This is a genomic window from Streptomyces sp. C36 (assembly GCF_040932295.1).
GTDB lineage: Bacteria > Actinomycetota > Actinomycetes > Streptomycetales > Streptomycetaceae > Streptomyces > Streptomyces triculaminicus.
This window is the reverse complement of sequence record NZ_JBFQGI010000001.1, coordinates 1,134,526-1,160,096: the sequence shown is the minus strand read 5'-3', so window position 1 is coordinate 1,160,096 and position 25,571 is coordinate 1,134,526. Positions and strand designations below refer to the sequence as shown.

Sequence of the window (25,571 nt, the reverse complement as noted above, 5' to 3'; positions counted from 1 at the left end):
CTGCCACCCGGCGCGGAGCGGTCGGCCCGAGCGTGGCGGGCGCTTCCAGCGGGACCGAGGCCGCCGGCCGGCAGCCGACCGCCGTCTCCGGCCGGCCGGGGGCGCGGCAGGCCCAGGTGGCCGGCCCTGTCGCCGCGGCGGATGGTGGCCCGGCAGCCGGTCCGTCGGCAGGACCGGCGCAGGGTGCGGGCAGCGGTCCGGCACCCGCCCCGCGCGGCGCCGGCACCTCGGCCGTTCCGTCGCGCGCACTCCCCCGTACGCAGGACGCCGCGCCCGGGTCCGTCATGCCCTCGGGACAGGCGCCGGCCGCTCGCCCGGTCCCGGCCGGCGGGGCGGCGGAGAACACCACGGCGGCAGCCGTGCCCGCCTCGGGCCCGGTCAAGCCGGCTGCTCCTGCTCGGCGATCACTTCAAAGGCCGCGGTCGCTCGCGCTCGCCGACGGCCACGCCGTACCCACTGCACCTTCGGCGACCGGGTCCGACACGCCGGACCCGGCCCCGGGCCGCCTTCCAGCCCGTCCGGCCACGGCTCCGTCTCCCTCCGGGAGCACGCACCCCGTTTCCCCGGCGCCGTCCGCCACGTCCCGTACCAGGCCGAACCCGCCCTTGGACGGGTCCCCGGCTTCTCCCCCGTCCCACCGGCCGGTTCAGCGCGGCGTCACCCCTGGAGTCATCCGAACCGGCCTCGGCACCCCCGTCTCGGCGACGCCCGCGCCGCCGACCGCCGTGCCTCGGGCCTCGGTGTCCCAGGACTTCTCGCCCCGCCCCACCACGCCCACAGGCCCACCCGCCGCTCCGACCCTCCCGGGCGACGCACAGCCCGTCGTTCCGCACCGCCACCGCCCCCGGTCGGGCGCCACCTCGCCGGCCCCCGGGCCCGGGGCCGGCCCTGCTTCCCGCTCCCCGCTGACAACGCCCGGAGGCCGGAGTGCCCCGGCAGCCACCGCACCGCGCCGTACCCCACTGGGTGCGCCGATCACCGGCGCGCCCGCGGACGCCACCCCCCTGACCAGGCCCTCGGCCCGTACGAACGCCACGCTTCCCGCCGGGCCCCCGACCCGCGTGGCGGCCACGCCCGCTCGGGCCCCACTCCCCACGCCTCCGGCCGTGGGGTTCCAGGCCGCTCCACGGTCCCCGGTGGCCCCTGCCCCTCCCCCCGCCGACGTCCGGCGTCACACCGCGCTCCCCAAGGGCGTACCGCTGCATCACCCCACTCCTCACCGCTCCCCCTCCACTCCTCGCCCCCTTCCCGTGGCCTCTCGCGCGACTCCTCCGGGGCCGCCCCCGCTCCCGCACGCCCCCAGTGCCGGCGGCACCCCGGCGTCAGGCCCCGTCACCGAACAGCGTGCGCAGAACTCGGCCACCGGAGCGCTCGCCGCCCTGGCCGCCGCCACGGTGGCGGACGCGCTGCCGCAGATCCGTCCTCCGCTCCGGTCGGCTGCCGCGAGTGAGCACCTTCCTTCGTACGAACCGCCTCCTTCGTACGAATCGACCGCGCAGGAACAGCCGCTGGGGAAACAGCCCCCGCCCGCCTACACGGGACCCCCCGTCGGCGGATTCGATCCGCGCGCCCTCAGCGACTTCCAGCTCGACGAACTGGTGCACCGGATCATCGGCCGCGTCACCCGGCTGATCCGCACCGAACTGCGGCTGGACCGCGAGCGGATCGGCAGGCTCCGCGACCCCCGCCAGTGACCGGCCGACGGCCCCCCGCCTCGCCGGTCGGCCGGCCGACCACCGGCCGACCGGCACCGTACCTCCGACAGACCTGACAGAAAGGCCCTCCGCGATGTCCCGCCAGGACCCGGGATCCTCCCTCTGGTTCACCCTCTCCATCGACGGCGAGAGCCTCGGCTACTTCAACGGGTGCGACGGGCTGTCGTCGCAGGTGGAGACGGAGCAGCGGCAGGAGGGCGGCAACAACGGCTTCGTCTGGCGGCTGCCGACCCGCGTCACCTTCTCGACCATCCGGCTGACCCGGCCCCTCACTCCGGACACCACGAAGGTCGCCAAGTGGATCTCATCCGTTCAGACGGGCATCGAGCGGCCCACCGCCCAGATCACGGCGCTGCGTGCGGACGGCTCGGAGGTCGCGCGCTGGGGTCTGATCGACGTGCTGCCCGTCAGCTGGCAGGGCCCCACCCTCGATCCGGCCAGTCCGGCCGTCGCCACCGAGGTCCTGGAGATCGCCCACCACGGGTTCACCGACTGAAGCCCCTGACCGAGGAACGAAGAGACGACCCCATGCCCAAGAGCAGCAACGGCGCGGGCAAGAGCCTGGTCCGGGCCTCCCTCGCCATCCACGAGCCGCCACTCGGCACCGGCACCCGCCCGGGCGCGCTCATCAAGACGTTCGACTTCGACTTCAACCCGGCGCAGCTGTCCCTCAGCCGTGCCGCTCAGTGGAAGGTGACGCCGACCGTCGCCGCACGGGGCGGCCCGCGGCCGGAGTTCATGGGATCGGAGCCGCGCGCGATGTCCCTGGAGGTCTTCCTCGACTCCTCCGACCGTCCCACCAGCGACGTGGTGCTGAAGAAGGTGGCGGCGCTCTTGCGCTGCTGCGACGTGACCGCCAAGAGCGTGGCGGCCAAACAGCCCTCTCCTCCCTGGGTGGTCTTCCAGTGGGGGTCCTTCTCCACGGCCCGGTTCATCGCGTACGTCAGCTCCATCGACGTGTCCTACACGCTGTTCGGGACCACCGGCGTCCCCATCCGTGCCACCTGCCAGATGCGCCTGCAGGAGATCCCCCGCAAGTCCCGGAGGCAGAACCCGACGTCGGGTGCGCTCACCGCGCGGCGGGTGCACCGGGTCGTCGCCGGTGACTCGCTCCAGTCCCTCGCCTGGCGGGAGTACGGGGACGCGACCTCATGGCGGGCGATCGCCGAGGCCAACGGCATCGACGATCCGTCCCGGCTGCCCACGGGCATCGAACTCGTCCTGCCCGCCGCCGAGGAGGTGCGTCGCTGATGCCGGGTCCTGCCACGTCCGCCGTACTCCAGGTGTCCATCGGCGGCGACAGACTGCCCGACGACGCCGCCCTCGCCCTCGTCGACGGCTGGGTCGACCAGGGTGCCGGGGTCCCGGCCGCCTTCCAGCTCACCTTCCGGGATCCCGACCGGGTCATGATCAGCCGGCTGGGCGCCACGTTCGGCACCCCGGTCACCATCGCGACCGTCACCGACGGCCAGGGCGCCGGCGACACATTGCTGACCGGTGAGATCACCGGTTTCGAGGCCGATTACGACGGCACCGGCACGTTCACCGTCATCCGTGGCTACGACGCCGGGCACCGGCTCATGCGCCAGCGCCGGGTGGCGGCGTACAGGAACCAGTCCGCCTCCGACATCGCCACGAAGCTGGCCGCGCGGGACGGTGTGCCGATCGGCACGATCCGGCCGACGAGAACGGTGTACGACTTCATCAGTCAGTCCAACGTCAGCGACTGGGACTTCCTGGCGCGACTGGCCGACGAGAACGAGACCGTCATGTCGGTCGACGCGAAGGGCAGGTTCTGCTTCGTCAGGCCGGAGCCCGCCTCGGGGGCGCCCTCGACGAGCCCGGACGGAGAGGACCCGCTCGATCTGAAGGCCGGGATCGACATTCTGCGACTGCGGGCCGCCGTCACCGCCGCCGATCAGGTCGGCAAGGTGGAGACGCGTGGCTGGGACGTCTCCCAGAAGAAGGCGCTCAGCTCCGTGTCGCCCGCCACGGACAACCCGGGCTTCGCCATCGGCGACACGCCCGGCGGGGCCGCGGGCAGCTTCAAGCCGGGCAAGCTGGTCGAGACCTCGACCCCGTACGGCAAGTCGGCCGACGTGAGGTTCGCTTCCGACGCCCTCTCCGAGGACGTGACCGCGGCCTTCGCCGAGGTGGAGGTCGTGGTGCTCGGCAACACGCGACTGCGGCCGGGGGTGCCGGTGACGCTCTCGGACACCGGCGCGCCCTTCGAGGGCAAGTACACGGCGACCTCCGTACGGCACGTCTTCGGCGACGGGAAGCACTACGAGTCGTGGGTGACCGTCAGCGGCCGGCAGTGGCGTTCGCTGTTCGGGCTGACCTCCGGCGGGGGCGGCACGGGCACCGGCCCCACACTGCCGAGCGTGGCCAACGCCCTGGTCACCGACGTGAACGACCCGCTCAAGCAGGGCCGCGTGAGGCTGCGGTTCCCGTGGCTGGACGACAAGTACGTCAGCGACTGGACGCGGACGGTGCAGATGGGCGGCCTCGGCGGCGGCGGGGTGTTCCCGATGGACGTCAACGACGAGGTGCTGGTCGGGTTCGACCGGGGTGCCCTCGACCATCCGTTCGTGATCGGCGGTCTCTACAACGGCAAGGACAAGCCGACTGTCGTCGGTGACGTGCCGCTGCACGACACCGTACGGAAGAGGGCGAGCCGGCACACGGTCTCCGACCGGGACGGCAACCGCATGGACCTGCTCAGCCAGAAGACCGGCGGTCGCAAGCAGGGCGTCCGGCTGACGTCCGGCGACAAACAGCTGACCATCAACCTGGACCGGACGAACACCGAGATCGTCGTGGACAGCAAGGGGTCGGTCACCATCAAGGGCAGCAGGTCGGTGTCCGTGGAGGCCGGCGCCGACCTCACGCTCAGTGCCCGGCGCCGGCTGAGTCTGAAGAGCGGCGGCCCGCTCAGCGTCACGAGCGGCGGCCCGCTCACCATGGACAGCGTCGGCCTGATCAACCTCAAGGCCCTGGGACAGATCGGGCTCACCACGGGGGGAGCCCTGAACATGACCGCCGGCGGCGTCGCGAACCTCACCGCGGGAGGCACCGTGCAGATCACCTCGGCCATGACCACGATCAAGGGCCCGAACACCACCATCCTGTCCCCCACGTTCGCGGTCGCCACACCACCCGTGCCCTTCGCGGTATGAGCTCCGCCTTCTGCCCTGTGTCCGCTTCTTTCTGTTTCTGTGTCCGTGAAAGGCGGGTGTGGTTCTGATGGCCGAACAGTTCGTCGGCTCCGGGTGGTCCTTCCCGCTGCGCATCGGGCCGACCGGCGGTATCGCGCTGGTCAGCGGGGATCGGGAGATCGAGGAGGCGATCCGGCTGGTTCTGGCGACCACGCCTGGAGAGCGGCCCATGCGGCCCGAATTCGGCTGCGCCATCCACGACCTGGTGTTCGCCCCGGTCAACGAGCAGACCGCGGGCCGCATCCAGCACGAGGTGTACGCGTCCCTGGACCGCTGGGAGCCGCGCATCGAGGTCACCGACGTCCAGGTGACCACCGGTACCGACCGCAGCGTCCTGTACATCGACATCCGCTACCGGATCCGCGGCACCAACAACCCGCGCAGCCTCGTCTTCCCCTTCTACGTCATCCCCTCCCACGAGGACGGCCCCGGCGACGGCCTCTTCGACGACGGATCCGGCAACTCCCCCGAAAGCGACCGCTGATGTCCCTGCCTTCGCCCCACCTCGACGACCGCCGCTTCCAGCAGTTCGTCGACGACGCCAAGCGTTACATCCAGCAGCGCGCGCCGGAGTGGACCGACCACAACGTCTCCGACCCGGGCATCACCCTCGTCGAGACCGTCGCCCACATGGCCGACCAGATCGTCTACCGCCTCAACCGGGTACCCGAGAAGAACCACCTGGCGTTCCTGGACCTCGCGGGCGTCACCCTCTTCCCGCCGTCGGCGGCCCGTACGGACGTCACCTTCTGGCTGTCCGCGCCCCAGGAGGAGGTCGTACCGGTGCCGGTCGGCACCGAGGTGGCCACACTGCGCACCGAGCAGGAGGAGGCGGTGGTCTTCGCCACCGAGCGCGAACTGGCCGTCGTCCCCTGCGCGCTGAGCCGTCTGATGGTGCAGCACCGGGACGAGCCCGTCAGCGACCGCACCGCCGCGCTGGCCGAAGGCACCGACGTACGGTGCTTCGCCGAAGCCCCCGACCCCGGCGACTGCACGCTGATCGGTCTGACGGCAGCCGTCCCGCACTGCGCCGTCGCCCTGGAACTCGACAGCCGGGTGGACGGTGTCGGCGTCGACCCGAGGCAGCCGCCCCTGGTGTGGGAGGCGTGGACCGAGGACGGCTGGCAGCCCTGCGACATCGACCGCGACGGCACCGGCGGCCTCAACCGCCCCGGCGACGTCGTCCTGCACGTACCCGGCGGCCACGTCCTGTCCCGCAACGGCGGCCACGAAGCCGGCTGGCTGCGCTGCCGGGTCACCGAGCCCCTGCCCGGCCAGCCCTTCTACACCACGTCACCGACCGTACGGTCCGCCGGGGCCTGCACCATCGGCGGCACCACCCGCGTCGTCCACGCCGCCACCGTGTACGACGAGGCGCTCGGCGAATCCAGCGGACTGCCCGCGCAGCGACGGCGGCTCGCCCACGCGCCCGTCGTCGGCGACGACCCGCCCCTGCTGCTCCAGACCGCCGAACACGACGGATGGCAGGACTGGAGGGTCGTCCCGCACTTCGCCGCGTCCCGGCCGGACGACCGCCACATCACCCTCGACGCCACGACCGGTGACATCGCCTTCGGCCCCGCCGTCCGTGAAGCCGACGGCACCCTGCGCCAGTACGGCATGGTCGCCCCCAAGGGCGCGGTCGTCCGCGCCCGCCGCTACCGCACCGGCGGCGGCCGGACCGGCAACGTCACCCGGGGCGCCGTACGGGTCCTGCGCACCTCCATCCCCTACGTCTCCGAAGTCGTCAACCGCGAGGCCGCACGCGGCGGAGTCGACGGGGAGACCGTCGAGGAGGCCAAGGTCCGGGCACCGATCACCCTGCGCGCCCAGGAGCGCGCCGTCACCTTGCGCGACTACGAGGAACTCGCCCGCCGGGCCGCACCCGAGACCGCCCGCATCACCTGTCTGGAAGGCGACCCGGATGAACACGGGGCCTACGCGGTACGGGTGCTGGTCGTGCCGCAGGCCGTCCCGGACCCCGGCGGCCGTCTGCGGTTCGAGCAACTCGTCCCTGGCGACCGCCTGTTGGAACGCATCACCCGCCATCTGGACGAACGCCGCCTGATCGGCACCAGACTCGCGGTCGGTCCGCCCTATTACCAGGGAGTCACGGTGGTCGCCACCGTCCACGCCTTCCGCGGCACCGACACCGACCGGGTGCGCCGCCGGGCCCACGACGCCCTCTACCGTCACCTGGACCCGCTCACGGGCGGCGCGGAGGGCCGTGGCTGGGCCTTCGGCCGCCCGGTCCAGGCCGGCGAGGTCTTCGCCGTCCTGCAACGCGTCCCCGGCGTGGAGCTGGTCGACGAGGTCGTGCTGCACCCCGCCGATCCGCTGACCGGCCGGCGCGGTGACCCGACCGACCGCATCGATCTCGAACCACCGGCCCTGGTCTTCTCCTTCGACCACCGCGTTCGGGTGATCGGGGACGCGGCGTGACGCGATCGATGTGCCCAGGAGGCCGCCCGTGAGAGGCTCCATCGACGGCCTGGGCACCTCCGCCCCCATCGGGGCGATGCTCCCGGCCGTCTTCGCCGACGACGATCTCGCCCAGCGCTTCGTCGCGGGACTCGACGACGTCCTCGCGCCGATCCTGAACGTGCTCGACTGCCTGGACGCCTACTTCGACCCCGCGCTCACCCCGGTCGACTTCGCCCGGTGGCTCGGCACCTGGGTGGGCGCCGAGACCGACGGCACCGAACCCGAGCCACGGTTGCGCGCCGCCGTGGCCGCCGCTGTCGCTCTGCACCGCGTCCGTGGCACTCCGCGTGGCCTGTCGGAAGCCGTACGCCTGGCGTTCGGCGCCGAACCGGAGATCACGGAGAGCGGCGGCGCCACCTGGAGCGCGCGTCCACGCGGCTCCTTCCCCGGAAGTGCCCGCCCAAGTCTGCACGTCGTCCTGCGGCTGCCGAACCCCACCCGGGCCGACACCCACCGCCTCGACACGCTCGTGGCTGCGGCCCGTCCCGCGCACATGCCCTACACCGTCACTGTGACCACCACCACTGGGACCGCCACCACTGGGACCACCATCGAAAGGACCTCGGAGACATGAGCACGCCGGACTGCGGTGAGTGCGGCACCCGCGCGGAGCCGGGGCAGTCGTTCTGCGACGCCTGCGGAGCCGTCCTCCGCTGGGATTCCGCCGGTGGCCGTAGCGGCCGACCGGCGGCTTCGGCGGCCGGTTCCGGCCGGGGCGCCACCGTGCGCCCCGACGGCACCGGCCCGGCCCCGGACCACGCCGACGCCGGCGTACCGGCGGCTCCTTCCACCCTGCGCGGGCACCGCCCGTCGGGGACGGCCCCCGATCCCGTCGAGGACCGCGACGGTGCCGGAACAGCCGGCGCGTCCCGGTCCGCGTCCGGCACCCCGGATCCGGAGGACACCGGCCCCGGCATCCCGCCGGTCAGAGCGCAGGACGGCCCCCCTCCGGACAGCCCCACGACCGACCGCGCCCGTTCCCTCGTCGTACCCGTCCCGGAGCAGGAGGCCACCCCTGCCGTACCCGCTCCCGCCGTGGCCCCGGTCCTGCCCGGCCGCCCCGACACCGACCGGCCCCACGTACGCGTTCCCGGCCCCCGGGGGACGGGGGACGGCCCGCCCTGTGCCTGGTGCGCCACGCCGAACCACCCGGACCGCCACTTCTGCGACCACTGCGCGATGCCCCTCGCCGAGAGCGGTGACGCCCCCGCGCCCGGACACCGCCCCTGGTGGCGCCGCCTCCTCGGCCCCGGCGGCCACGAGACCCCCTGGGCCGGCGACCGCCCCCGCCTCCGCCGCGCGTTCGACCGCGTCGGCACCTGGGTCACCCTCGCCGTCGCCGTGACGCTGATCATTCTCGGCGTGCTGTACGTCCCCGACGGCATCCAGGCCACGCGCGACCACTTCGCCAAGCGCGCTCCGGTCCAGCCGGACGAGATCCGTGCCTCACGCTCCTACCCCGACCACGAACCGAAGCTGGCCATCGACAAGCTCAACAACACCTGGTGGGGTCCGGGGGTCTCGCAATCGGGCCAGGGCGAGTGGATCGAGATGCGCTTCGCGCGCCCGACGCGGCTGCTCGACGTCATCATCACGCCGGGTACGTCCACCCGCGCCGATCAGCTCGAGAAGTCCGCGCTGCCGCACCGGGTCAAGGCGACGGTCACGAGGAAGGACGGAAGGACCGTGACCCGCGAGCTCACCCTGGACCCGGGCGCGGGCGGGCAGCGCCGAGCCTTCCGTGTCGGTGAGGCCACGGCAGTCCGCTTCACCATCGAGTCGGCCCACGCCGCCTCCGCCGACAAGCAGGTGGCCATAGCCGAGATCGAGCTGTTCGGACGGTCCGGTGGGGACCGGTCCTGAACCGGCCGCGGTATGCCGGTATGCCGGTATCCCGGCGGAACCGGAGTGTCGGCGTACCGCGGAGCCGGGGGGTCACAGCGGCATCTCGCGGAGCTGGCGGCGCGAGGAGATGCCCAGTTTGCGGTACACGTTGCCCAGGTGGGTGTCGATGGTGCGGGGGCTGAGGAACAGCATCACGCCCACTTCCCTGGACGTCGCTCCGGCAGCGACCTTCCCGGCGATGAGCCGTTCCTGCGCGGTGAGCCGGTCCAGTGGGTCCTCCCCGTGCCGACCTGGCCGCTCGCCGGTGGCGCGCAGTTCCCGGGCCGCGCGCTCGGCGAAAGCGCGGGCCCCGATGCGCGACAGCATGTCGTGCGCCGCCCGCAGCTCGACACGGGCCTCGCTCCGCCGGTTCGCACGACGCAGCCACTCCCCGTACGTCAGCCGGGCGCGCGCGTGGAGCACCCGGACCCGAGTCCGGGAGAAGTGGTCGATGGCTCGCCGGTACAACGCCTCGCAGTCCTCGCCCCGTTCGAGGAGGGCCTGCGCCTGCAGCCATTCGGCGACGGCCCACGGGGCGGGATTCGCCCGGGCCAGCGCCTCCAGGTGTTTCATGGCCGCGGCCGCTTCCTCACCGCGGCCGGCGCGCGCGGCGGCTTCGACGAGCTCGGTGTAGACGGCCCAGATCGAGTAGGAGCCGGCCTGGTGCCGGCGCTGGGCCGTCAGCGCGGCGTCCAGAGCCGCTTCGTAGTCGCCGAGCCCGTTGTGCAGTACCGCCCTGGCGTAGTGCTCGCCGGCGGCTTCGAACGGCCGCCCGTCACGTCCCAGCAGATCCCGCAGCTCGGCGAACCGGTCCCCGTCACCGCGGAAGCCGGTGAGGACGAGCTCGGGCCCCAGGAGCGGCAGCGTGCCCGCCGCTTCGTCGACGTCCCGGGCCTCTTCGAGGCAGACGGCCGCCTCGTCGAACCGGCCGGCCGAGACCCTGGCGACCGCCTGGTACCGCAGGGCCTGCGGCAACGAGGCGAGGGAGCCCTGACGGCGCGCCACGTCCACCTGACGGTCCGAGATCTCCTCCATCGCCTCGTCGTCCCGCAGGTCGATGACGACCTGACAGAGCAGGTTCATCCGCCATGGCCCCGACGAGGGTGCGGCCGTACGGCAAGCCGTCACCGCGTCGCGCATCGCGGGCACCGCCCGCTCGACGGGCAGCATGCTCTGGTCCAGCAGAGCGTCGAGCAGCAGATCGGTCGGCCGGGCGGGCTCCCGCCGCGGCACTCGCTCACGGATCCGGGCGCCGAGCTCCTGGAGGAGGCCCGGGTGGTTGTCGTTGTACATGACCGACGCGAACGCTTCCAGGTAGGTGTCCCCCGCCTGTTCGGGGGCCAGCTCCATGACGGCGTCGACGAGTCTGGCGGTGGCCTGCGGGCCGTGGGAGAGCTGATAGCCGATCCGTGCCCGCAGCAGGCGGGCCCTCGCGCGGCTCTCGTCGTCCATCGGACGCCGCTCCGCCCGGGTGAGCAGTGCGCGGGCCGCGTCGGGCGCCCCGGCCTGCAGCCGCAACTGGGCCGCGACGAACAGCCGCCCGGCCTGGCGGCCGGGAGCTGGTGTCAGCCGCCCCGCTCGCTCCATGAACGCGGCGGCCGCGGCGAACCCGCCGCGCAGGCGCGCCCGGCCGGCGGACCGTTCCAGCTCCGCGGCGACGTTCTCGTCGGCGTCGATGACCGCGTGGGCCCGGTGCCACGCCCGGCGGTCGAGGTCGGTCTCCGGATCGGTCGCCTCCGCGAGAGCGCCGTGCATGCTGCGGCGCTTTTTCGGGGTGGCCGACGCGTAGACCGCGGAGCGCACCAACGGATGCCGGAAGCGCAGCCGCGGCCCCAGGGCCAGAAGTCCGGCATTCTCCGCGAGAGTGAGCCCCGCGGCATCCAGCCCGAGGAGCCGCGCCGCGCGACGCAGCAGGTCGAGATCGCCGACCGGCTCCGCCGCCGCGAGCACCACCAGCGACCGGGTCGCATCCGGCAACCGCTCGAAGCGGTGGACGAACTGCTCCTCCAGCATGTCCACCACACTCGCGCGGAATCGCCGTGGGCCGGGCACACCGAACGGCTCCGCGTGGTGGGCGAACTCCAGCAGCGCCAGCGGGTTTCCGTGCGCCTCGGCCAGGATCCGGTCGATGACCTCGGCGTCCAGCCCGACGTGTGTCGCCGCTCGCAGCAGGGCCCGGGCGTCCTCGTCACACAGACCCGCGAGGGGCAGGCGCGGAAGCTCGGCGAGTCCGGACGGCGGGCGGGCATCGCGCGCGGCGAACACCATCGCGATCCGCTCGGCGGACACCCGCCGGGCCACGAACACCAGCACGCGCCGCGAAGCGTCGTCGATCCACTGGGCGTCGTCCACCACGCAGCAGACAGGTCCGTCCTGCGCCACCTCGTGCAGCAGCCCCAGGACGGCGAGACCGACCGTCAACGGATCGGGCGAGGTCTGCGCGCCGAGCCCGAACACCGCCTCCAGCGCGTTCCGCTGCACCACGGGAAGTCTCTGACGGTATTCGAGAACCGGAGCGCAAAGCTGGTGCAGCGTCGCGTAGAGAAGGTCTCGCTCGAACTCCGTACCGGCGGCCGGCAACACCTCGAAGCCGTCCAGTTCCTCCACCACGGCGTCGACGAGCGCCGACTTGCCGATCCCCGCCTCCCCCGCCACCACGACGGCCCCACCACGCCCGGCGGCCGCCGAGGTCATTAATCGATCGAACTCACGCCGCTCCGCGTGTCGAGCCACGAGCTGCACCGGAATCGTCCTCCGAGTCAATTGCTAGAGGTTTCTCACGATCGCGTTCATATGGAGTCAGTCCGTCTCTCCTGCACGGCGAGCGCCCTGCACGGCGGGCGCCGGTGCAGCTCCTCAACCGGTGCCTTCCTGACTGATCTCACGTCTGGGAGACGTCGGGCACGGCCGACAGGTTCTTGATCGGAAGCGACATTTCTTGAGCGATAACGGCGTCCCGGTCGGTCAGTGATGCCGACGGCGGCGCGGGTGGACCCGCCGCCACGGCCGCTCCTCGTGACCGATCGCGCCGAACACTCCGGCTGACACCCGGGATGGGGTGGATCACGGCGCGAGGTAGGCGTGGAAGAGGTTCTCCGGGTCCCACCGCGCCTTGAGCTCTTGCAGACGGTCCCAGTCGGCGGGGGCGTACGAGCGCCGGGCGCGGTCGGCGCCGGCCTCCAGGTCGGCCTCGGCGACGTACCGTCCGCCGTGCCCCGACGGGTCCGCGGCGGCCTCCACGCCCCGCAGCCAGCGGGCGTTGGCCTCGTCGGCGCCCGGGTCGTCCCAGATCGCGTAGGAGACGCAATAGGACCGGCCGAGCGGCGAGAAGGACATGTTGCGCAGCAGGCCCGGTTCCTCGGACACCGGCTGCACCGGGGCGAGCACGAGGGACCTGGGGGACGGGGCGTGGGCGACCGCGTCGGCCATCCGGGTCAGCTGGGTCTCGTAGCTCTCGGCCGACCACAACGTGTCGGCCGCGTACCGGTGGTCGGGCGGCCACAGCGAGTCGGCGCCCGTGTGCAGGGCCGCGAACGACGTCGGCTCGGGCGCCTGCCGGGAGTCGGCGCCCGCGGCGAAGGGGCAGGCGGCCACCGGGGCGAGCGAGGCGAGCGCTTCGTCGGGCGACGCCGCGAACGAGGTGGCGGCGATCACGACCTGAGGCCCCGCAGGAGGCGTCGCGGCGGGATCCGCGGAGGCACGCAAAACTAGGGACGTCTCGACGTACGGCGGGAGTTCGCGCGCGGTCCGCTCCCCCCAGGCCGCCACCCGCCCGACCTCGGCCAACGGGAACGTCAGGCTGGTGGTCACGATGGCCGCCGGCTGGGGGTGGAGGCCGAGCCGGAAGCGGGTGACGACGGCGAAGAAGCCCGGCCCCGCGCCCCGGGCGGCCCAGAACAGGTCGCTGTTCTCCGTCTCCGAGCAGTTCACCGTGCGGCCGTCGGCGGTGACGGCCTCGATCTCCTGGACGTCGGCGCACGACACGCCCCAGGCACGGGAGTTCCAGCCGAGCCCGCCGCTCAGCAGGAAGCCGCCCACCGCGACGGTGGGACAGTGGCCCACGGGGAAGGCCAGTTCGTGCGGGGCGAGCGCCGCGACCAGGTCCCGGCCGGTGGCCGCGGGCCCGACCGTGGCCGTCGCCGACACGGGGTCGACCTCGCACCCCCCGAGCCCTGACAGGTCGATCAGCAGTCCCCCGTCCCGGAGCGGGGAGCCCGACCAATTGTGACCGCCGGAGCGCACCGACACGCGCAGCCCGTGGGAGCGGGCGTAGGACAGGGCCCTCGCCACGTCCCCCGCGGAGGCGGCCCGCACGATGGCATCGGGGGTTCGTCGCGGCTTGCGCCCGTTCCACACCGCGTCGGCCCTGGCCCGGTCGTAGTCCCGGTCACCGCGCCGGATCAGGACCCCTTCGAACTCCCTTTCCGCGGACATCAGCTGATCAGCCCGAAGATCGCGACGAACAGCAGATAGGCGAGCACCACCAGCGCCGCGCCCGCAACGTGCACACGGGTGCTACGGGCGCGCCCCGGCACCAGCCAGAAGGCGAGCACCCTGTTCACCAGGGGCATCAGCAGCCAGGTCAGCGCGCTGACGCTCAGCACGTTGCCGATGAACAGACCGACGTAGCCGGGGACGCCGAGGTCGTCCAGCTCGTATCCCACGGTCAGGTTCAGGACCATTACGGTGGGATAGAGGGCCAGGAGCACGGACATGGCCTGCTTCCAGTTGGGCGGGGCGTCACCCCGTGCGCCTCCCTCGAAGCTGAACCAACCGCTGAACGCCGAACCGACCTTGTGGACGTCGTACGAGGCGAAGTAGCGACGCCCCTCCTCCAACAGCCCCTGGCGGACGTCGGAGGCGAGCCAGTCGTCGAGGTGCTCGCGGGAATCGAACCGGAACACGGCGACCCAGCGCTCCTGGACCCCCTGGACCGGCCTGAACAACTCGGAACCCATGAATCCGGGTGCCTTCTCCTGCGCCTTGAGGGCCTTCGCCTGCCAGCGCAGGAACCCCTGTTCCCGCCCGGGCTCCACCACGTGGGAGACGACGGCCGTGACGGCGCCGGCCTCCTGCTCGGCGGGGGTGCCGCCGTGCAGCACTTCCTGGGTCGCAGGCCCGTCGAACAGGTCCTGCCCCTCGGCGAGCAGCTCCCGTCTGCGGCTCGAGTCCAGCCAGGCGGTCAGGCGGTCGATGCCGGAAAACCGGAAGACGGACACCCAGACGTTCTCGTCGCCGCCTTCGGGCGGGTACACCTCGGCGCCCTCGAACCCCTCGAATTCGCGGGCCGCCTCGTTCGTCCTGCCTTGCCAGCGCTGATAGTCGCCGATCCGACCTGCGCGCACCTTCTGCGAGATCACAACGGTGGCGTTGTCAGCCCCGGGGGCTCGGCTTGCGCGGGGACTCACAGCAGGTAGCCTAATTCATATAGGATATTTCTAGCAAATCGGGCGTTCGGCCGAGGGGTTGTTTCCATCGAGGGTTTGTTGAGCCGTTCCACCATTTCGTTCCTCAAAGGAACACCCACGCGCCGACGGCCCTGCCGATCGGAGAGCGCGCGATGGAACACAAGGAACTCATCACCGAAGCGGTACGGCTCGCCACCGAGTCGGTGGAGAAAGGCTGGGGCGGTCCGTTCGGCGCGGTGCTCGTCCGGAACGGCGAGATCATCGCGCGCGGGCAGAACCGCGTCCTGCTGACCGGCGACCCCACCGCCCACGCCGAAGTCGAGACCATCCGCAAGGCCGTGGCACATCTCAACCCCGAAGCCCCCTCGATCTCCGAGGAGCACCAGAACGAGAGCACCCTCGCCTACGTGCCCCGCCCCGAGGGGTCGCCGGACCCGGTCCCCGAGCGGGCCCGGATGCTCCAGGGCTGCTCCATCTACATCAGCGGCGCCCCATGCCCGATGTGCATGAGCGCCATCTACTGGGCACGGATAGACGCGGTCTACTTCAGCTGCGACCTCGACGACACTCGCCGGATCGGCTTCGACGACGCTTACCAGTACGAGGACTTCACCAAGCCGCTGAGCGAGCGGAGGATCAAGATCGAACAGATCCATCCCGAGATCGGCGCCCACGCCTACGACGCCTGGACGAGCAAGCCCGACCGGCACCCGTACTGACCTCGCACCGACCGACGCGGGCGTGCCGGGTCGGCGTGCCTTGCTGCCGGAGCGCTCATGGCCGCGCGAGGCGGGCGAGGTCGGTGGGCCTCAGGTGCAGACGGCCTGCGGCCACGTTCTCCTCCAACTCCGCCACGGTCCGGGCGCCGAGGAGGATCGCGTCTGCCGGGAACCGGGCGAGAAGCCAGGCCAGGGCAGTCTGGACCCGGCTCGCGCCATGCCGGGTGGCCACCGCGTCGAGCGCGCGCAGCTGTTCTTCGTCGGCTGTGCGAAGCATCGCATCGGCGGATTCGTAACGTGCTACGAACACCACGCCGCGTTCCAGGCAGGCGGACCGGAGATCGTCATCCTGCGGGCGGAAGAGGTCGAAGTCGGCCTGAACCGCGGCGATCGGGGTTATCTCACAGGCCAGGGACACTCCCTCGGGCCAGCATTCATTGAGACCGATGTGCCGGATGAGCCCGCGCTCACGCAGCTCGGCGAGCACCTCCAGACCCTGCGAGAGCGGCACGCCGTCATTGTCGCTCGTGGCACCGCCGAACAGCAGCACCAGGTCCAGCTGCTCTTTGCCCAGCTCGGACAGATCGTTGTCGACATCCGTGGCCAGTGCGGAGGCCCTGCGGTAGGCGTACGGCAACCGCCACCCGTCCTCCTCGACGCCCGCCGTGGTGGCGACTACGAGGTCGGCCGGGCAGGGTTGAATCGCTTCCCGGATCAGTCCGTTGGCCACGCGGGGGCGGTATCGCTCACCGGAGTCCAGGTGGGTGATGCCAAGCTCCACCGCGCGCCGCAGCACGGCCAGGGATGACAGGCGGTCCTTGGGGTGTCCGAATCCGTGAGGTCCGAGCAGCTGATTCGCACCGAGGCCGATCCGGCTCACCTCGAGCCCAGGGGCGAGCCGAACGGATCCGCCCGGCGCGGCACGATTCTCACTCATGGAAGTCTCCCTCGTTCGTCTGGACAGCCCCATCCTCTCGCGTGCCGAGCCACCGCCTTCCGCCCACGGCTCGTCGACGTCGCGGCTCAGCCCTCCTCCGCCCAGTCGAGGCCGAGCGTTTCGGCGAGTTGCTCCAGCGCTTTCTCGGTGCGTCCGCTCGCTGCAGTACTGGTTCTCGGCCATGAACACGCAGACGCGCTGGTCGTCCCCCGGTCCGACGAACGGGTCCTGGGTCAACTCCGGCGGCGGCTCGGTGTGGAAGTGCGGCACACCCGTGGGGATCTACAAGTAGCCGCGCGTCCGCCGCGCGCGTCACGCCTGCCGCGTCGGCGGACCATCACCCGCCGCAGGGTCACGTGCCGGGGGCGGCTCGTCACGAAGGCGACGACATCGGCGATCTCCTCGACGAAGGTGGGCGGCAGCACGACGTCGGCGGCCCCAAGGCGGGCCCGACGTGGCCGCCCCGGGGCCGAGGGTGTCCACCCCAGGGCCGGCCCGCATGGGGGATCAGGGGTGCCAGATCTCCTTGATGCTCTTCACCTTGCCCTCGGGGTCGAGCGTGATGTCGTAGATGTTTCCGGAGCAGCTGTACGGCGACTTCACTTCCGAGCTGCTCGCGATGCAGTCACCGGCGTGGTTCCACAGTTCCCCGACGGGGACCGTCTTGGTGGAGCCGGACCCGGTGGCCAGCTCCGCCTTCACGTCCTCGGAGAAGAGGTAGTAGTTGGCCTTGCCGTCGCCGTGGTAGATCCAGTCGTTGGGCGTGCAGGTCGGCTTGGCGTCCTTGGCGGACATCGAGCCCTTGGACGGGGGCACGGCGATTTCGACCATCTTGTGGCCGGCCGGGAGCTTCGGCGGCTGCCCGCAGTCGCCGCCACCGCTGTCCGTCGAGCCGCTTCCGCCCGTGCCCGTGCCCGGCTTCGCCGACGGCTGGGACGAGGCGCCCGATCCGCCGGCGCTGTCCTCCTCGGGCCCGCAGGCGGTGAGGGCGCTCAGCGCGGCCACGATGGCGAAGGTACTGATGAGACGTCGAGTATGAATCATTCTGATCCCCCGTGATGAAGTGACGTGATCATGATCGATCGACGGGGATTTCTACACCATGAAGTAGTTCAATATCCAATCGGTTGTGCGGCCCATGCCCGCGGCCGCGCCTCTGCGGCACGAGGGCTCGAGCGCTCCACGTGACCGGAAGCCACGCGGCGGGCCGGTATGCGGTGCGACGTCGACGCGGCCTTCGCGCTCTGCATGGGGCGCCGACACGCAGGCGGCCTGCGTCCCGCTCCCAGCGGTCCCAGTCGGTGGGCCACCGCGCATCGCCCAGGCCCCAGCGGCGATCGCTTTCTGCTCGTCGTGCACCGGCTAGGAGAGTGAACCGCCGTGGCCAGGGGCGGAATCGGTCGTTTTCCAGACTGGCCAGGAATTTCTCCGTATTCCTCTCAATGAATGGGGTTCACCGTGCGGCGTGCGTGTCCTCGGAGCCGGTGGAATGTCGTTGTCACCGGTGTCGCCTCGGTCGGCCTCGTGGGCTTGCTCACCACTCCGGCCGCCCCCGCGTCCCCCGACCGCCGTGGGATCTCCGACTGCCTGGGAAGGGAGGACGGCCACGACCGCGGGCTCCTGGAGAACAACAGGGAATGGGCGCGGGCCGAGAACCGCCACCTGGGATACGCCCGGTACGCGACATGCCGTTTCGTCATCACGCACAGGTCCCGGTACGTGGACCTCGGCCAAAAGGCCGTGTCGGACACCTACGGCGCCTGCGCCGGCCCCGCATGGAGTGTCGAACTGCTGGTCAACGAGTCCGTGGCCAGGTCGAAGGCGATGTCGTGGGAGAGGGAGAGGCTCAGGAAGCGGGAGCGCTCGATCGAAAGGAACGTCTCGGGCTTGATCTCGGCGGCCATCGCGGACGTGCTGGACATCAGCCTCCTCGGCGACGACGTCACCGTGGCGCATCTGGAAGGCGAAGAACACTCACAGCGGCACGGTGAGACCACGGAGTGGACCGACAGCAGGACCGACGAGAAGAAGAACATCGTCAGCATCCCCGAGGGGAAGAGGGTCTATCTCCGGTCCGCCCCGTGGCTTCAGAGGAGCTCCGGCTACCTGGAGATGAGCTACTGGGAAGGTGGGGCCGGCAGCCGCAGCAGGACCGTGAAGAAGAACGACCTGACGACCCACACCCCGGTCCTGACAGCGAACAAGAAGCCGCGCATGGACTACCAGACCCGATGGATGGAGTGCCGCAAGAAGAGGAGCTCCAAGCCCGAGCCGACCGCTGCCCCCTCACCGGCCTCACCGGCCCCAGCAGCCGCAAGTACGCCGTAGACAGATCAAGCACGCGGCGGCCCTTCTCGAATGGCTCAGCAGCCATGACCGGACGCTTGCCGCCTGCCGTCAGGCGGAGGAACGGGCGGACGACGGTCTGCGCCCCTTCCGCGACCGGGACGCCGTCGAGGAGGAGGGCTGACAGCCGGCGAGCGATGCGAGAACGCGAGCATGGGCCGATCGACCCGGGCACCGAGCTGAACGCCACTCCGGGGAGGTGCAGGGACTGACCTGCGGTGTCGGTCGCCTGTCGGGGACTGTCGGTCCGTTGCCGGTGGCTTGTCGGCGCGGCCTGGCACCTTTCCAGAGACGGCCGGCCGGAGCCCACCGGGCGGCCCGATCCCGAAGGAGCCACCATGCACACGCCCGTCACGATCATCGGCGCCGGACTCGGCGGACTCACGCTGGCCCGCGTCCTGCACGTCCACGGAATCCCGGCCACGGTCTACGAGGCGGAGGCCTCACCGTCGGCGCGCCTGCAGGGCGGGATGCTCGACATCCACGACTACAACGGGCAGCTCGCCCTCGAGGCGGCCGGCCTGATGGACGAGTTCCACGCCATCATCCTGGAGGGCCGCCAGGCGACGCGGGTCCTCGACCGGGACGGGACCGTCCTGCTCGACAAGGCCGACGACGGCACGGGCGGACGACCCGAAGTGCAGCGCGGTGAGCTGCGACGGATCCTGCTCGACTCCCTCCCGGCCGGCACCGTCCGGTGGGGACACAAGGCCGCAAGCACCCGTACCCTCGGCGAGGGCCGCCACGAGGTGACGTTCGCCGACGGCAGCACCGTCGCCACCAGCCTGCTGGTCGGCGCGGACGGCGCGTGGTCACGGGTGAGGCCGCTGCTCTCCACCGCCATACCCGAGTACACCGGCACGTCGTTCGTCGAGACGTACCTGTTCGAAGCCGACACCCGCCACCCCGCCGCCGCGAAGGCGGTCGGCGGCGGAATGCTGATCGCGCCCTCGCCGGGCAGGGAGATCTTCGCTCACCGCGAGAGCGGCGACACCCTGCACACCTACGTGGCGCTGGCCAAGCCGCAGGACTGGTTCGCCGCCATCGACTTCACCGACGCCGCCGCGGCCACCGCGCGGATCGCCCAGGAGTTCGACGGCTGGGCACCGGAACTCACCGCCCTGATCACCGACGGGGACACCGCGCCCGTCCTGCGCCCCTACTACGCCCTGCCGACCGGGCACCGGTGGGACCGGGTGCCAGGGGTGACCCTGATCGGCGACGCCGCCCACCTCGCCGCCCCGAACGGCGAAGGCGCCAACCTGGCCATGCTCGACGGCGCCGAACTCGGCAAGGCCCTCGCCGCACACCCCGCCGACATCGAGGCCGCGCTCACCGAGTACGAACAGGCCATGTTCCCCCGCAGCGCCGAGGTCGTCACTTTCGAAGGCGCCGAGGTCCACGGGATCGACTCCGACGGCAACACAGCCCACGCCCTGATCAGCCTGATCACCGAGAAGGGCTGATGAACCACTCAAGACTCGGCCTGATGCGCTCCCCTTCCCGCCGAGATGAGTCATAGGCCGGGTGAGGGGCCTCGGCAGCCCGGCGGATGGGCCCACATGGGAAGCCCACCCGCCGGGCGTTCGGCCGGGCGTCATTGCTGATGCTGGAGCCAGTAGACGAGCAGGCTCATCAGGCCGGTGCCTGTGCCGTAGCAGATGCCGCGCAGCACCAGTCCGAGGGCGGCTCGTCGGCGTACGGCCGTCCAGCGGGCGGCACGGCAGGGGGTGCGGCCGAGCTGCTGTGCGAGTCGGCGCAGGCGGATAAGGTGCATGGAGATGTCCTTCGCTGTCGGGGGATGTCGGGCGAGGAGCCCCTGTGCGACCCGTTGGCCTAGGAACCGGGGTCGTGGAGAGAGGGCTCCTTGCTGCTGTTCGGGGTCAGTGACGGTTGAAGTCCCGCAGTTGTTTGGCGAGGCGCCGGTCGGGCCGGCGGACGATGATGCAGTTGCCGGCGCCGGCGTCGGCGAGCCGGTCGACCTCCATCTCCAAGGTCCCGGTGGGGGCGGCGGCCACGGAGCCGTGGGTATGCACGTAGCGGGCGACGACTTCGATCGACTCGATGAAGTCCTCGTCCAGCGGCGCGTCCGTGCGCGTGGGGGCATGCATCACCTGATGCCGCCAGTGGGCGGCTTCGCGGGCTTCGCCCAGGGAGAGGTGGTGCAGGTGCAGGCAGTACCCCGCGGCCCGGTGGCCGGCTCCGGCGGCCAACTGCCACCAGAACTGGGCCGACTCCGGATGCCCCGTCAGGTACAGCAGGCAGGCGAAGACAACGGCCCCCTCGACGTCGAGGCTGTCCTCCTCCACCGGGGCGTCGGGCCCGTCCTGGACGAGGCTGTCGACGTGGTGCGCGGCGTCGGGCTGGTTGAGGATCCACCGGGCCACGACGCCCAGGCGCTGTCCGGCCTGGGCGGCGCGCGCCATGCCGAGGGTGGGGTCGGGGGTGGCCCGGGCCGCGTCCGCGGCCAGGCGCCGCAGGGCGGCCCCGACGTCGAAGCCGCGCGCGGGCGAGACCGGTACGGCGGCGTTGGCCAGGAGTGCGTCGATCGTCGAGATCACTGCCCTTGCCCCTTCCCGGGGGTATCGGAGGGCAGCCCCAGCCGGATCCGCAGCCGCTCCTTGGCCTTGCGGCCGTGGTAGTCGACGGTGCGCGGATCCAGGCCCATGAAACGTGCGATGCGGGCGGTCGGGTATCCGAGCAGGTGTTTGAGCACGATCACGGTGAACTGACGGGTGGGCAGCTCCAGGATCGCCTCGTACAGGCCCGAGGTCCCGTGTGCGATCTCCATCTCGCTGCGGATCGCGCGCAGGGTCTGGGCTATCGGCCCGGAGATCACGAACGCCGGCGGCCTCTGCTCCCGCTCCAGCCGCTCCCGCACATGGCGGCTCAGGACCGCCAGAGTGCGCTGTTCCAGGTCCGTGTCCTGCAGGAGGCCTTCCCATCCCGCCAGGATCTCCAGGAACACCTGGTGGACGGTTTCCTCGGCCTCGTGCCGGTTGCCGAGGTGGAGCTCGGCGAAGGAGTGGAAGAACTCCTGATGGCCCAGGTAGTACGCCTCGAAGTCCAGTGGCAGCGGCAGCGGCTCGTGCAGCGGTTGCGGCCGCCCCGCGAAGGACGGGCCCCCGTACGACTCGAGTAGGTGATCGTCGTTCACGCGGGCCTCCGGTCAGTGCTCATCGTGATCCTGTCGCTCGTCAAAGATCCGGCTCGGCCCAACAGGGCTTTGCCCAGAGCTGGGTGAGCTCTGATGACCACGATGTCGAGAACGACGCCGGCTCACTCAAAGCGACCGGCAAAGAATTACACAGCGATCGCGACCGGTCGCTGAACGTATTCGCGAACAATGAACACTTGATTAGCCGGGCGCGCTGACCAGCGGTGACGAACGGCTGCTTCTCCACACGCAACGAGTTCCCGTACACCACGTGAGATGAGTCATATCTCCGCCCTGAGACCCGTCCCGGTGCAGGCTTCTGACCACCCAGCGGTTTGCCAGGGCTGGGAACTTCCGGTGCCGCGCAGCGTCAGCCCGCTGCAGAGGAGATGCCGGCTGGTCGGGGATGGTCCCGAGCCGCCGCTGTCGCCTGCTCCTGAAGAGCCTGGATCAGCGTCGTCACCAAGGGGTGGCCCCGGCGGCGCAGCACAGCGACGCCGATGTGCCGGGTCGGGGCCGGCGGATTGATCGGAACGGCCCGCAGGCCCGGCAACTCCGGGGTCAGCGCGATGGAAGGGATCAGCGAGACCCCCATGCCCGCCGCGACGAGCGAGCGGGCGAAGAAGTAGTCGGTCGTCGTGCCGCGTACCTCCGGGGTGAAACCGGCGCGCTCGGCGTAACGACGCAGGTAGGTCTCGGTCTTGAGGCAGCCGAGCACCCAGGGCTCGTCCGCCAGTTCGGCGATGTCGAGCGCCCGGCGGCCGGCCAGGTGGTGAACCTCGGGGAGGACGACGTACAGGGGGTCCTCCATCAGCGCGGTCCACTCCACGTCGGAGCTCCGGCCCGGCCGGCCGGGCAGCGGCCCGTCGAAGTGGTAGGCGAGCGCGAGATCCACGGCACCCTGGCGGACCAGGGGCAGGCTGTCCTCGGGCTCGGCCTCCCTGACGTGGACCACGGTGTCGGGATGGGCGGCCGTCATGCGGGTGAGGGCGCCGGGCAGCAGGAGTCGGCCGCCGCTGGTGAACGTGGCGAGGGTGAACTGGGTACGGCCGGTGCCCAGCCGGTCGACCTGCCGCTTGGCGTGCGCCAGCTCCGCGGCGACCGACTCCGCGGCCCCCACCATGATCCGACCGGCCTGGGTGAGGGTCACCCCTCGGGTACTGCGTTCCACGACCCGCGCGCCGAGGCTGCGTTCCAGGGCCGCGACGTGCTGGGAGACGGCCGAGGGGGTGAGGCGCAGGGCGGCCGCCGCCTGGTTGAAACTGCCGTGTTCCGCCACCGTCCGCAGGACGCGGAGCCGCTGCACATCGATCAACAGTTTTCCTTAATACGTTTCCATTAAGTCGGCACTTCTGCTGGTGACTGTAGGCGCGCAGGATGAGGCCATGCAAAGCATCTGCGTCATCGGCGGAAACAGGTACTTCGGCAGGCTCCTGGTCCAGCGCCTGCAGGCCGCCGGACACCACGTCACTGTGATCAACCGTGGCTCGACCACGCCGCCCGACGGCGTCGAGCACCTCGTCGTCGACCGCGACGACGAGGCCGCCCTCACCGCCGCCCTCGCCTCCCGCACCTTCGATGTGGTCGTCGACCAGGTCTGCTACACGCCGGTGCAGGCCGCGATCGCCGCCCGCGCCTTCCAGGGCCGCACCCGCCGGTACGTCATGACGTCCACCATCGAGGTCTACGACCCGTCGACCGCGGCGCTGCCCTTCATCCCGCATGGCACACCGGTGCCGGAAGAGACCGTGGATCCCACCACGTGGCGGGTGAGCACGGATCTGCCCTGGCGCGACGAAACCTACCTGGAAGCGCACTATGCCGAGGGCAAGCGCCAGGCGGAGGCCGTCTTCACTCAGCACCGCGGGTTCGCGTTCGCCACTGTGCGCAGCGCCCACGTACTCGGCGGCGGTGCGCAGGAGTTCACCGGCCGGCTGGCGCACTACGTCGAGCACATCACCCAGGGCAGACCGCTCATCGTGCACCGCGCGGTGCTGCCCACCGTGTTCATCCGCTACGAGGAGCTGGCCGACCTGCTGTTGTGGGCGGCCACGGCCACCGACTTCACCGGACCGGTGAACGCCTGCTCGGACGGCCTGTTCGACGTACGCGATCTGAGTGCCGTGATCCACGCTCGGACCGGCCGAGAGCCGGTGTACCGGGCCGCCGCCGCGGGCGAGGCGGCCTCGCCGTTCTCCTTCGACCGCCACTACGCCATGAGCAACGCCCGCGCGAAGCAGCTGGGCTTCACCTTCTCCCGCACCGCCGACTGGCTGCCCGGCGCCGTGACCGAAGCCCTCACCGCATCCGCCACCCCGGCACTCTGAGCAACACGGACATCTGAGCAGCACGAACACTGGAGAACAGACGCATATGAAGTACCGCGCCTTGGGAAGCATCACGGTCGGCGCGATCGGCTTGGGAGCCATGCCCCTGTCCATCGAGCACCGCCCGGACGAGCAACGAGCCGTCGCAACCATCCACGCCGCCCTCGACGCCGGCGTCACGCTCATCGACACCGCCGACAGCTACCACTGGCACGCCGACGAGCGCGGCCACAACGAACTCCTCATCGCCCGCGCCCTGGCCCGCTACGGCGGTGACACCTCCGACGTCCTCGTCGCCACCAAGGGGGGCCGGGGCCGCCTCGGCGACGGCGGCTGGACCGTCACCGGCACCCCCGCCCATCTCAAGCACGCCGCCGAAGCCTCCCTCAAGCGCCTGGGAGTGGAATCCATCGGCCTGTACCAGCTCCACAAGCCCGACCCTGACGTGCCCTGGGCGGAATCGGTCGGCGCGCTGCGCGAACTGCTCGACGCCGGCACCATCCGCACCGCCGGCATCTCCAATGTGACCACCGGCCAGATCCGTGAGGCCCACGCCATCCTCGGCGACGCGCTCGTCTCCGTACAGAACCGGTACTCCCCCGCCGTTCGCGACACCGAACCCGAGCTGGAGCTGAGCACCCGACTCGGCCTGGCCTTCCTGCCCTGGAGCCCGTTGGGCGGCATCTCCCGCAGCTCCCTGGACGGCCGGTCCGGCCCGACCTCCGCGAACACCGTCTTCCATCGCATCGCGGCCGAACGCGGCGTCAGCCCGCAGCGGATCGCCCTGGCCTGGCTTCTGGCCCGCTCCCCGGCGGTCATCCCGGTACCGGGGGCCAGCCGTCCGGCTTCGATCCAGGATTCGGCCAAGGCCACGGAGGTCGAGCTCGAGGCGGCGGAACTGGCAGAACTGGAGGCAGCGCTGCCGAACTGAGAGGCTGACGCCCCTTTGCACGTACGAGCCCGTGTCACCGCACCGTCAGCTCGGGGCGTCGTAGGCGACGCGGGCGGCGCGCACCTCGTCCATGTGCTCCTCCGCCCAGTCCTTGATCGCGCGCATGACCGGCAGCAGCGAGCGGCCGAGCGGGGTCAGTTCGTATGCGACGCGGACCGGGACGGCGGGAATCACGGTCCGCGACACCAGTCCGTCGCGTTCCAGATGACGCAGAGTCTGCGTGAGCATTTTCTGGCTCACACTCGCCAGCCGGCGTTGCAGCTCGGTGTACCGCTGTGGCCCGTCGGCAAGCGCGTTGACGACGAGGCTGACCCATTTGTCGGCGATGCGGTCCAGCAGGTGCCGGGCGGGGCATTCGGCGAGGTACGCGTCGTAGGTGACGCTCGCCTCGGCCCGGCGCTGAGCGGCCGTGCGGGTGGGCATG

Annotated in this window: 23 protein-coding genes; 13 read left to right on the top strand and 10 right to left on the bottom strand. The window is 71.4% G+C overall.

The features are described 5' to 3' along the window. Positions 1 to 1,250 precede the first annotated feature (1,250 nt). The 8 genes from AB4K12_RS05075 to AB4K12_RS05040 all read left to right on the top strand — a co-directional run bounded on the left by AB4K12_RS05075 (position 1,251) and on the right by AB4K12_RS05040 (position 9,280). Positions 1,251 to 1,694, top strand: coding sequence for an extensin (locus AB4K12_RS05075; RefSeq protein WP_368433030.1), 444 nt, complete (start codon positions 1,251 to 1,253; stop codon positions 1,692 to 1,694). Positions 1,695 to 1,788: 94 nt separating this feature from the next. Further along, positions 1,789 to 2,211, top strand: a complete 423-nt coding sequence (locus tag AB4K12_RS05070; protein ID WP_368433029.1) for a phage tail protein — start codon at positions 1,789 to 1,791, stop codon at positions 2,209 to 2,211. Between the two features lie 32 nt (positions 2,212 to 2,243). Continuing rightward, complete coding sequence (locus AB4K12_RS05065; protein ID WP_368433028.1) at positions 2,244 to 2,966, top strand: LysM peptidoglycan-binding domain-containing protein; 723 nt, start codon at positions 2,244 to 2,246, stop codon at positions 2,964 to 2,966. After that, positions 2,966 to 4,894 carry a VgrG-related protein gene (locus AB4K12_RS05060; protein ID WP_368433027.1) on the top strand — a complete coding sequence of 643 codons (1,929 nt, stop codon included), beginning with the start codon at positions 2,966 to 2,968 and terminating at the stop codon, positions 4,892 to 4,894. The genes AB4K12_RS05065 and AB4K12_RS05060 overlap by 1 nt, the downstream gene beginning before the upstream one ends. A 67-nt stretch (positions 4,895 to 4,961) precedes the next feature. Further along, positions 4,962 to 5,417 carry a GPW/gp25 family protein gene (locus AB4K12_RS05055; RefSeq protein ID WP_368433026.1) on the top strand — a complete coding sequence of 152 codons (456 nt, stop codon included), beginning with the start codon at positions 4,962 to 4,964 and terminating at the stop codon, positions 5,415 to 5,417. Then, entirely contained in the window at positions 5,417 to 7,375 is a 1,959-nt protein-coding gene (locus tag AB4K12_RS05050; protein ID WP_368433025.1) for a putative baseplate assembly protein, read from the top strand. The genes AB4K12_RS05055 and AB4K12_RS05050 overlap by 1 nt, the downstream gene beginning before the upstream one ends. 76 nt (positions 7,376 to 7,451) lie before the next feature. Beyond that, on the top strand, positions 7,452 to 7,991 hold the full coding sequence (locus AB4K12_RS05045) for a phage tail protein (protein ID WP_368433156.1): 540 nt from the start codon (positions 7,452 to 7,454) through the stop codon (positions 7,989 to 7,991). Then, positions 7,988 to 9,280 carry a zinc ribbon domain-containing protein gene (locus AB4K12_RS05040; protein ID WP_368433024.1) on the top strand — a complete coding sequence of 431 codons (1,293 nt, stop codon included), beginning with the start codon at positions 7,988 to 7,990 and terminating at the stop codon, positions 9,278 to 9,280. Before AB4K12_RS05045 ends, AB4K12_RS05040 begins: the two co-directional genes overlap by 4 nt. A 72-nt stretch (positions 9,281 to 9,352) precedes the next feature. Here the strand turns inward: AB4K12_RS05040 and AB4K12_RS05035 are convergent, their stop codons facing one another. From AB4K12_RS05035 to AB4K12_RS05025, 3 genes are all read right to left on the bottom strand, one after another. Then, on the bottom strand, positions 9,353 to 12,034 hold the full coding sequence (locus tag AB4K12_RS05035; RefSeq protein ID WP_368433023.1) for an AAA family ATPase: 2,682 nt from the start codon (positions 12,032 to 12,034) through the stop codon (positions 9,353 to 9,355). Between the two features lie 330 nt (positions 12,035 to 12,364). After that, positions 12,365 to 13,735: an FAD-binding oxidoreductase gene (locus tag AB4K12_RS05030; RefSeq protein WP_368433022.1), complete on the bottom strand. Its 1,371-nt coding sequence runs from the start codon at positions 13,733 to 13,735 to the stop codon at positions 12,365 to 12,367. Then, complete coding sequence (locus AB4K12_RS05025; RefSeq protein ID WP_368433021.1) at positions 13,735 to 14,646, bottom strand: antibiotic biosynthesis monooxygenase; 912 nt, start codon at positions 14,644 to 14,646, stop codon at positions 13,735 to 13,737. The genes AB4K12_RS05030 and AB4K12_RS05025 overlap by 1 nt, the downstream gene beginning before the upstream one ends. A 215-nt stretch (positions 14,647 to 14,861) precedes the next feature. On the opposite strand from AB4K12_RS05025, the gene AB4K12_RS05020 reads away from it, so the two are divergent. Continuing rightward, positions 14,862 to 15,428 (top strand): nucleoside deaminase, encoded by a 567-nt coding sequence (locus AB4K12_RS05020; protein ID WP_368433020.1) that lies wholly within the window; start codon positions 14,862 to 14,864, stop codon positions 15,426 to 15,428. A 55-nt stretch (positions 15,429 to 15,483) separates the two neighbouring features. Here the strand turns inward: AB4K12_RS05020 and AB4K12_RS05015 are convergent, their stop codons facing one another. Together AB4K12_RS05015 and AB4K12_RS05010 are read right to left on the bottom strand one after the other, a co-directional pair. Beyond that, positions 15,484 to 16,365, bottom strand: coding sequence for an aldo/keto reductase (locus AB4K12_RS05015; RefSeq protein ID WP_368433019.1), 882 nt, complete (start codon positions 16,363 to 16,365; stop codon positions 15,484 to 15,486). Between the two features lie 507 nt (positions 16,366 to 16,872). After that, positions 16,873 to 17,370, bottom strand: a complete 498-nt coding sequence (locus AB4K12_RS05010) for a hypothetical protein (protein ID WP_368433018.1) — start codon at positions 17,368 to 17,370, stop codon at positions 16,873 to 16,875. 519 nt (positions 17,371 to 17,889) lie between these two features. On the opposite strand from AB4K12_RS05010, the gene AB4K12_RS05005 reads away from it, so the two are divergent. Further along, on the top strand, positions 17,890 to 18,693 hold the full coding sequence (locus AB4K12_RS05005; RefSeq protein ID WP_368433017.1) for a hypothetical protein: 804 nt from the start codon (positions 17,890 to 17,892) through the stop codon (positions 18,691 to 18,693). A gap of 356 nt (positions 18,694 to 19,049) precedes the next feature. Next, positions 19,050 to 20,177, top strand: coding sequence for an FAD-dependent oxidoreductase (locus tag AB4K12_RS05000; protein WP_368433016.1), 1,128 nt, complete (start codon positions 19,050 to 19,052; stop codon positions 20,175 to 20,177). Positions 20,178 to 20,308: 131 nt separating this feature from the next. Here the strand turns inward: AB4K12_RS05000 and AB4K12_RS04995 are convergent, their stop codons facing one another. The 4 genes from AB4K12_RS04995 to AB4K12_RS04980 form a co-directional block, all read right to left on the bottom strand. Continuing rightward, a complete protein-coding gene (locus AB4K12_RS04995) occupies positions 20,309 to 20,488 on the bottom strand; it encodes a hypothetical protein (protein ID WP_368433015.1) in 180 nt (59 codons plus the stop codon). 106 nt (positions 20,489 to 20,594) lie between these two features. After that, a complete protein-coding gene (locus AB4K12_RS04990) occupies positions 20,595 to 21,272 on the bottom strand; it encodes a hypothetical protein (protein WP_368433014.1) in 678 nt (225 codons plus the stop codon). After that, a complete protein-coding gene (locus tag AB4K12_RS04985) occupies positions 21,269 to 21,868 on the bottom strand; it encodes a sigma-70 family RNA polymerase sigma factor (RefSeq protein WP_368433013.1) in 600 nt (199 codons plus the stop codon). Before AB4K12_RS04985 ends, AB4K12_RS04990 begins: the two co-directional genes overlap by 4 nt. A gap of 370 nt (positions 21,869 to 22,238) precedes the next feature. Beyond that, entirely contained in the window at positions 22,239 to 23,183 is a 945-nt protein-coding gene (locus AB4K12_RS04980; RefSeq protein WP_368433012.1) for a LysR family transcriptional regulator, read from the bottom strand. Positions 23,184 to 23,253: 70 nt separating this feature from the next. Here AB4K12_RS04980 and AB4K12_RS04975 point away from each other — a divergent pair, with 70 nt between their 5' ends. Continuing rightward, positions 23,254 to 24,195 carry an NAD-dependent epimerase/dehydratase family protein gene (locus tag AB4K12_RS04975; protein ID WP_368433011.1) on the top strand — a complete coding sequence of 314 codons (942 nt, stop codon included), beginning with the start codon at positions 23,254 to 23,256 and terminating at the stop codon, positions 24,193 to 24,195. A gap of 46 nt (positions 24,196 to 24,241) precedes the next feature. After that, positions 24,242 to 25,126 (top strand): aldo/keto reductase, encoded by an 885-nt coding sequence (locus tag AB4K12_RS04970; RefSeq protein WP_368433010.1) that lies wholly within the window; start codon positions 24,242 to 24,244, stop codon positions 25,124 to 25,126. A 45-nt stretch (positions 25,127 to 25,171) separates the two neighbouring features. On the opposite strand, the gene AB4K12_RS04965 is transcribed toward AB4K12_RS04970, so the two are convergent. Beyond that, entirely contained in the window at positions 25,172 to 25,570 is a 399-nt protein-coding gene (locus AB4K12_RS04965) for a winged helix-turn-helix transcriptional regulator (RefSeq protein WP_368433009.1), read from the bottom strand. Position 25,571: the final 1 nt, after the last annotated feature.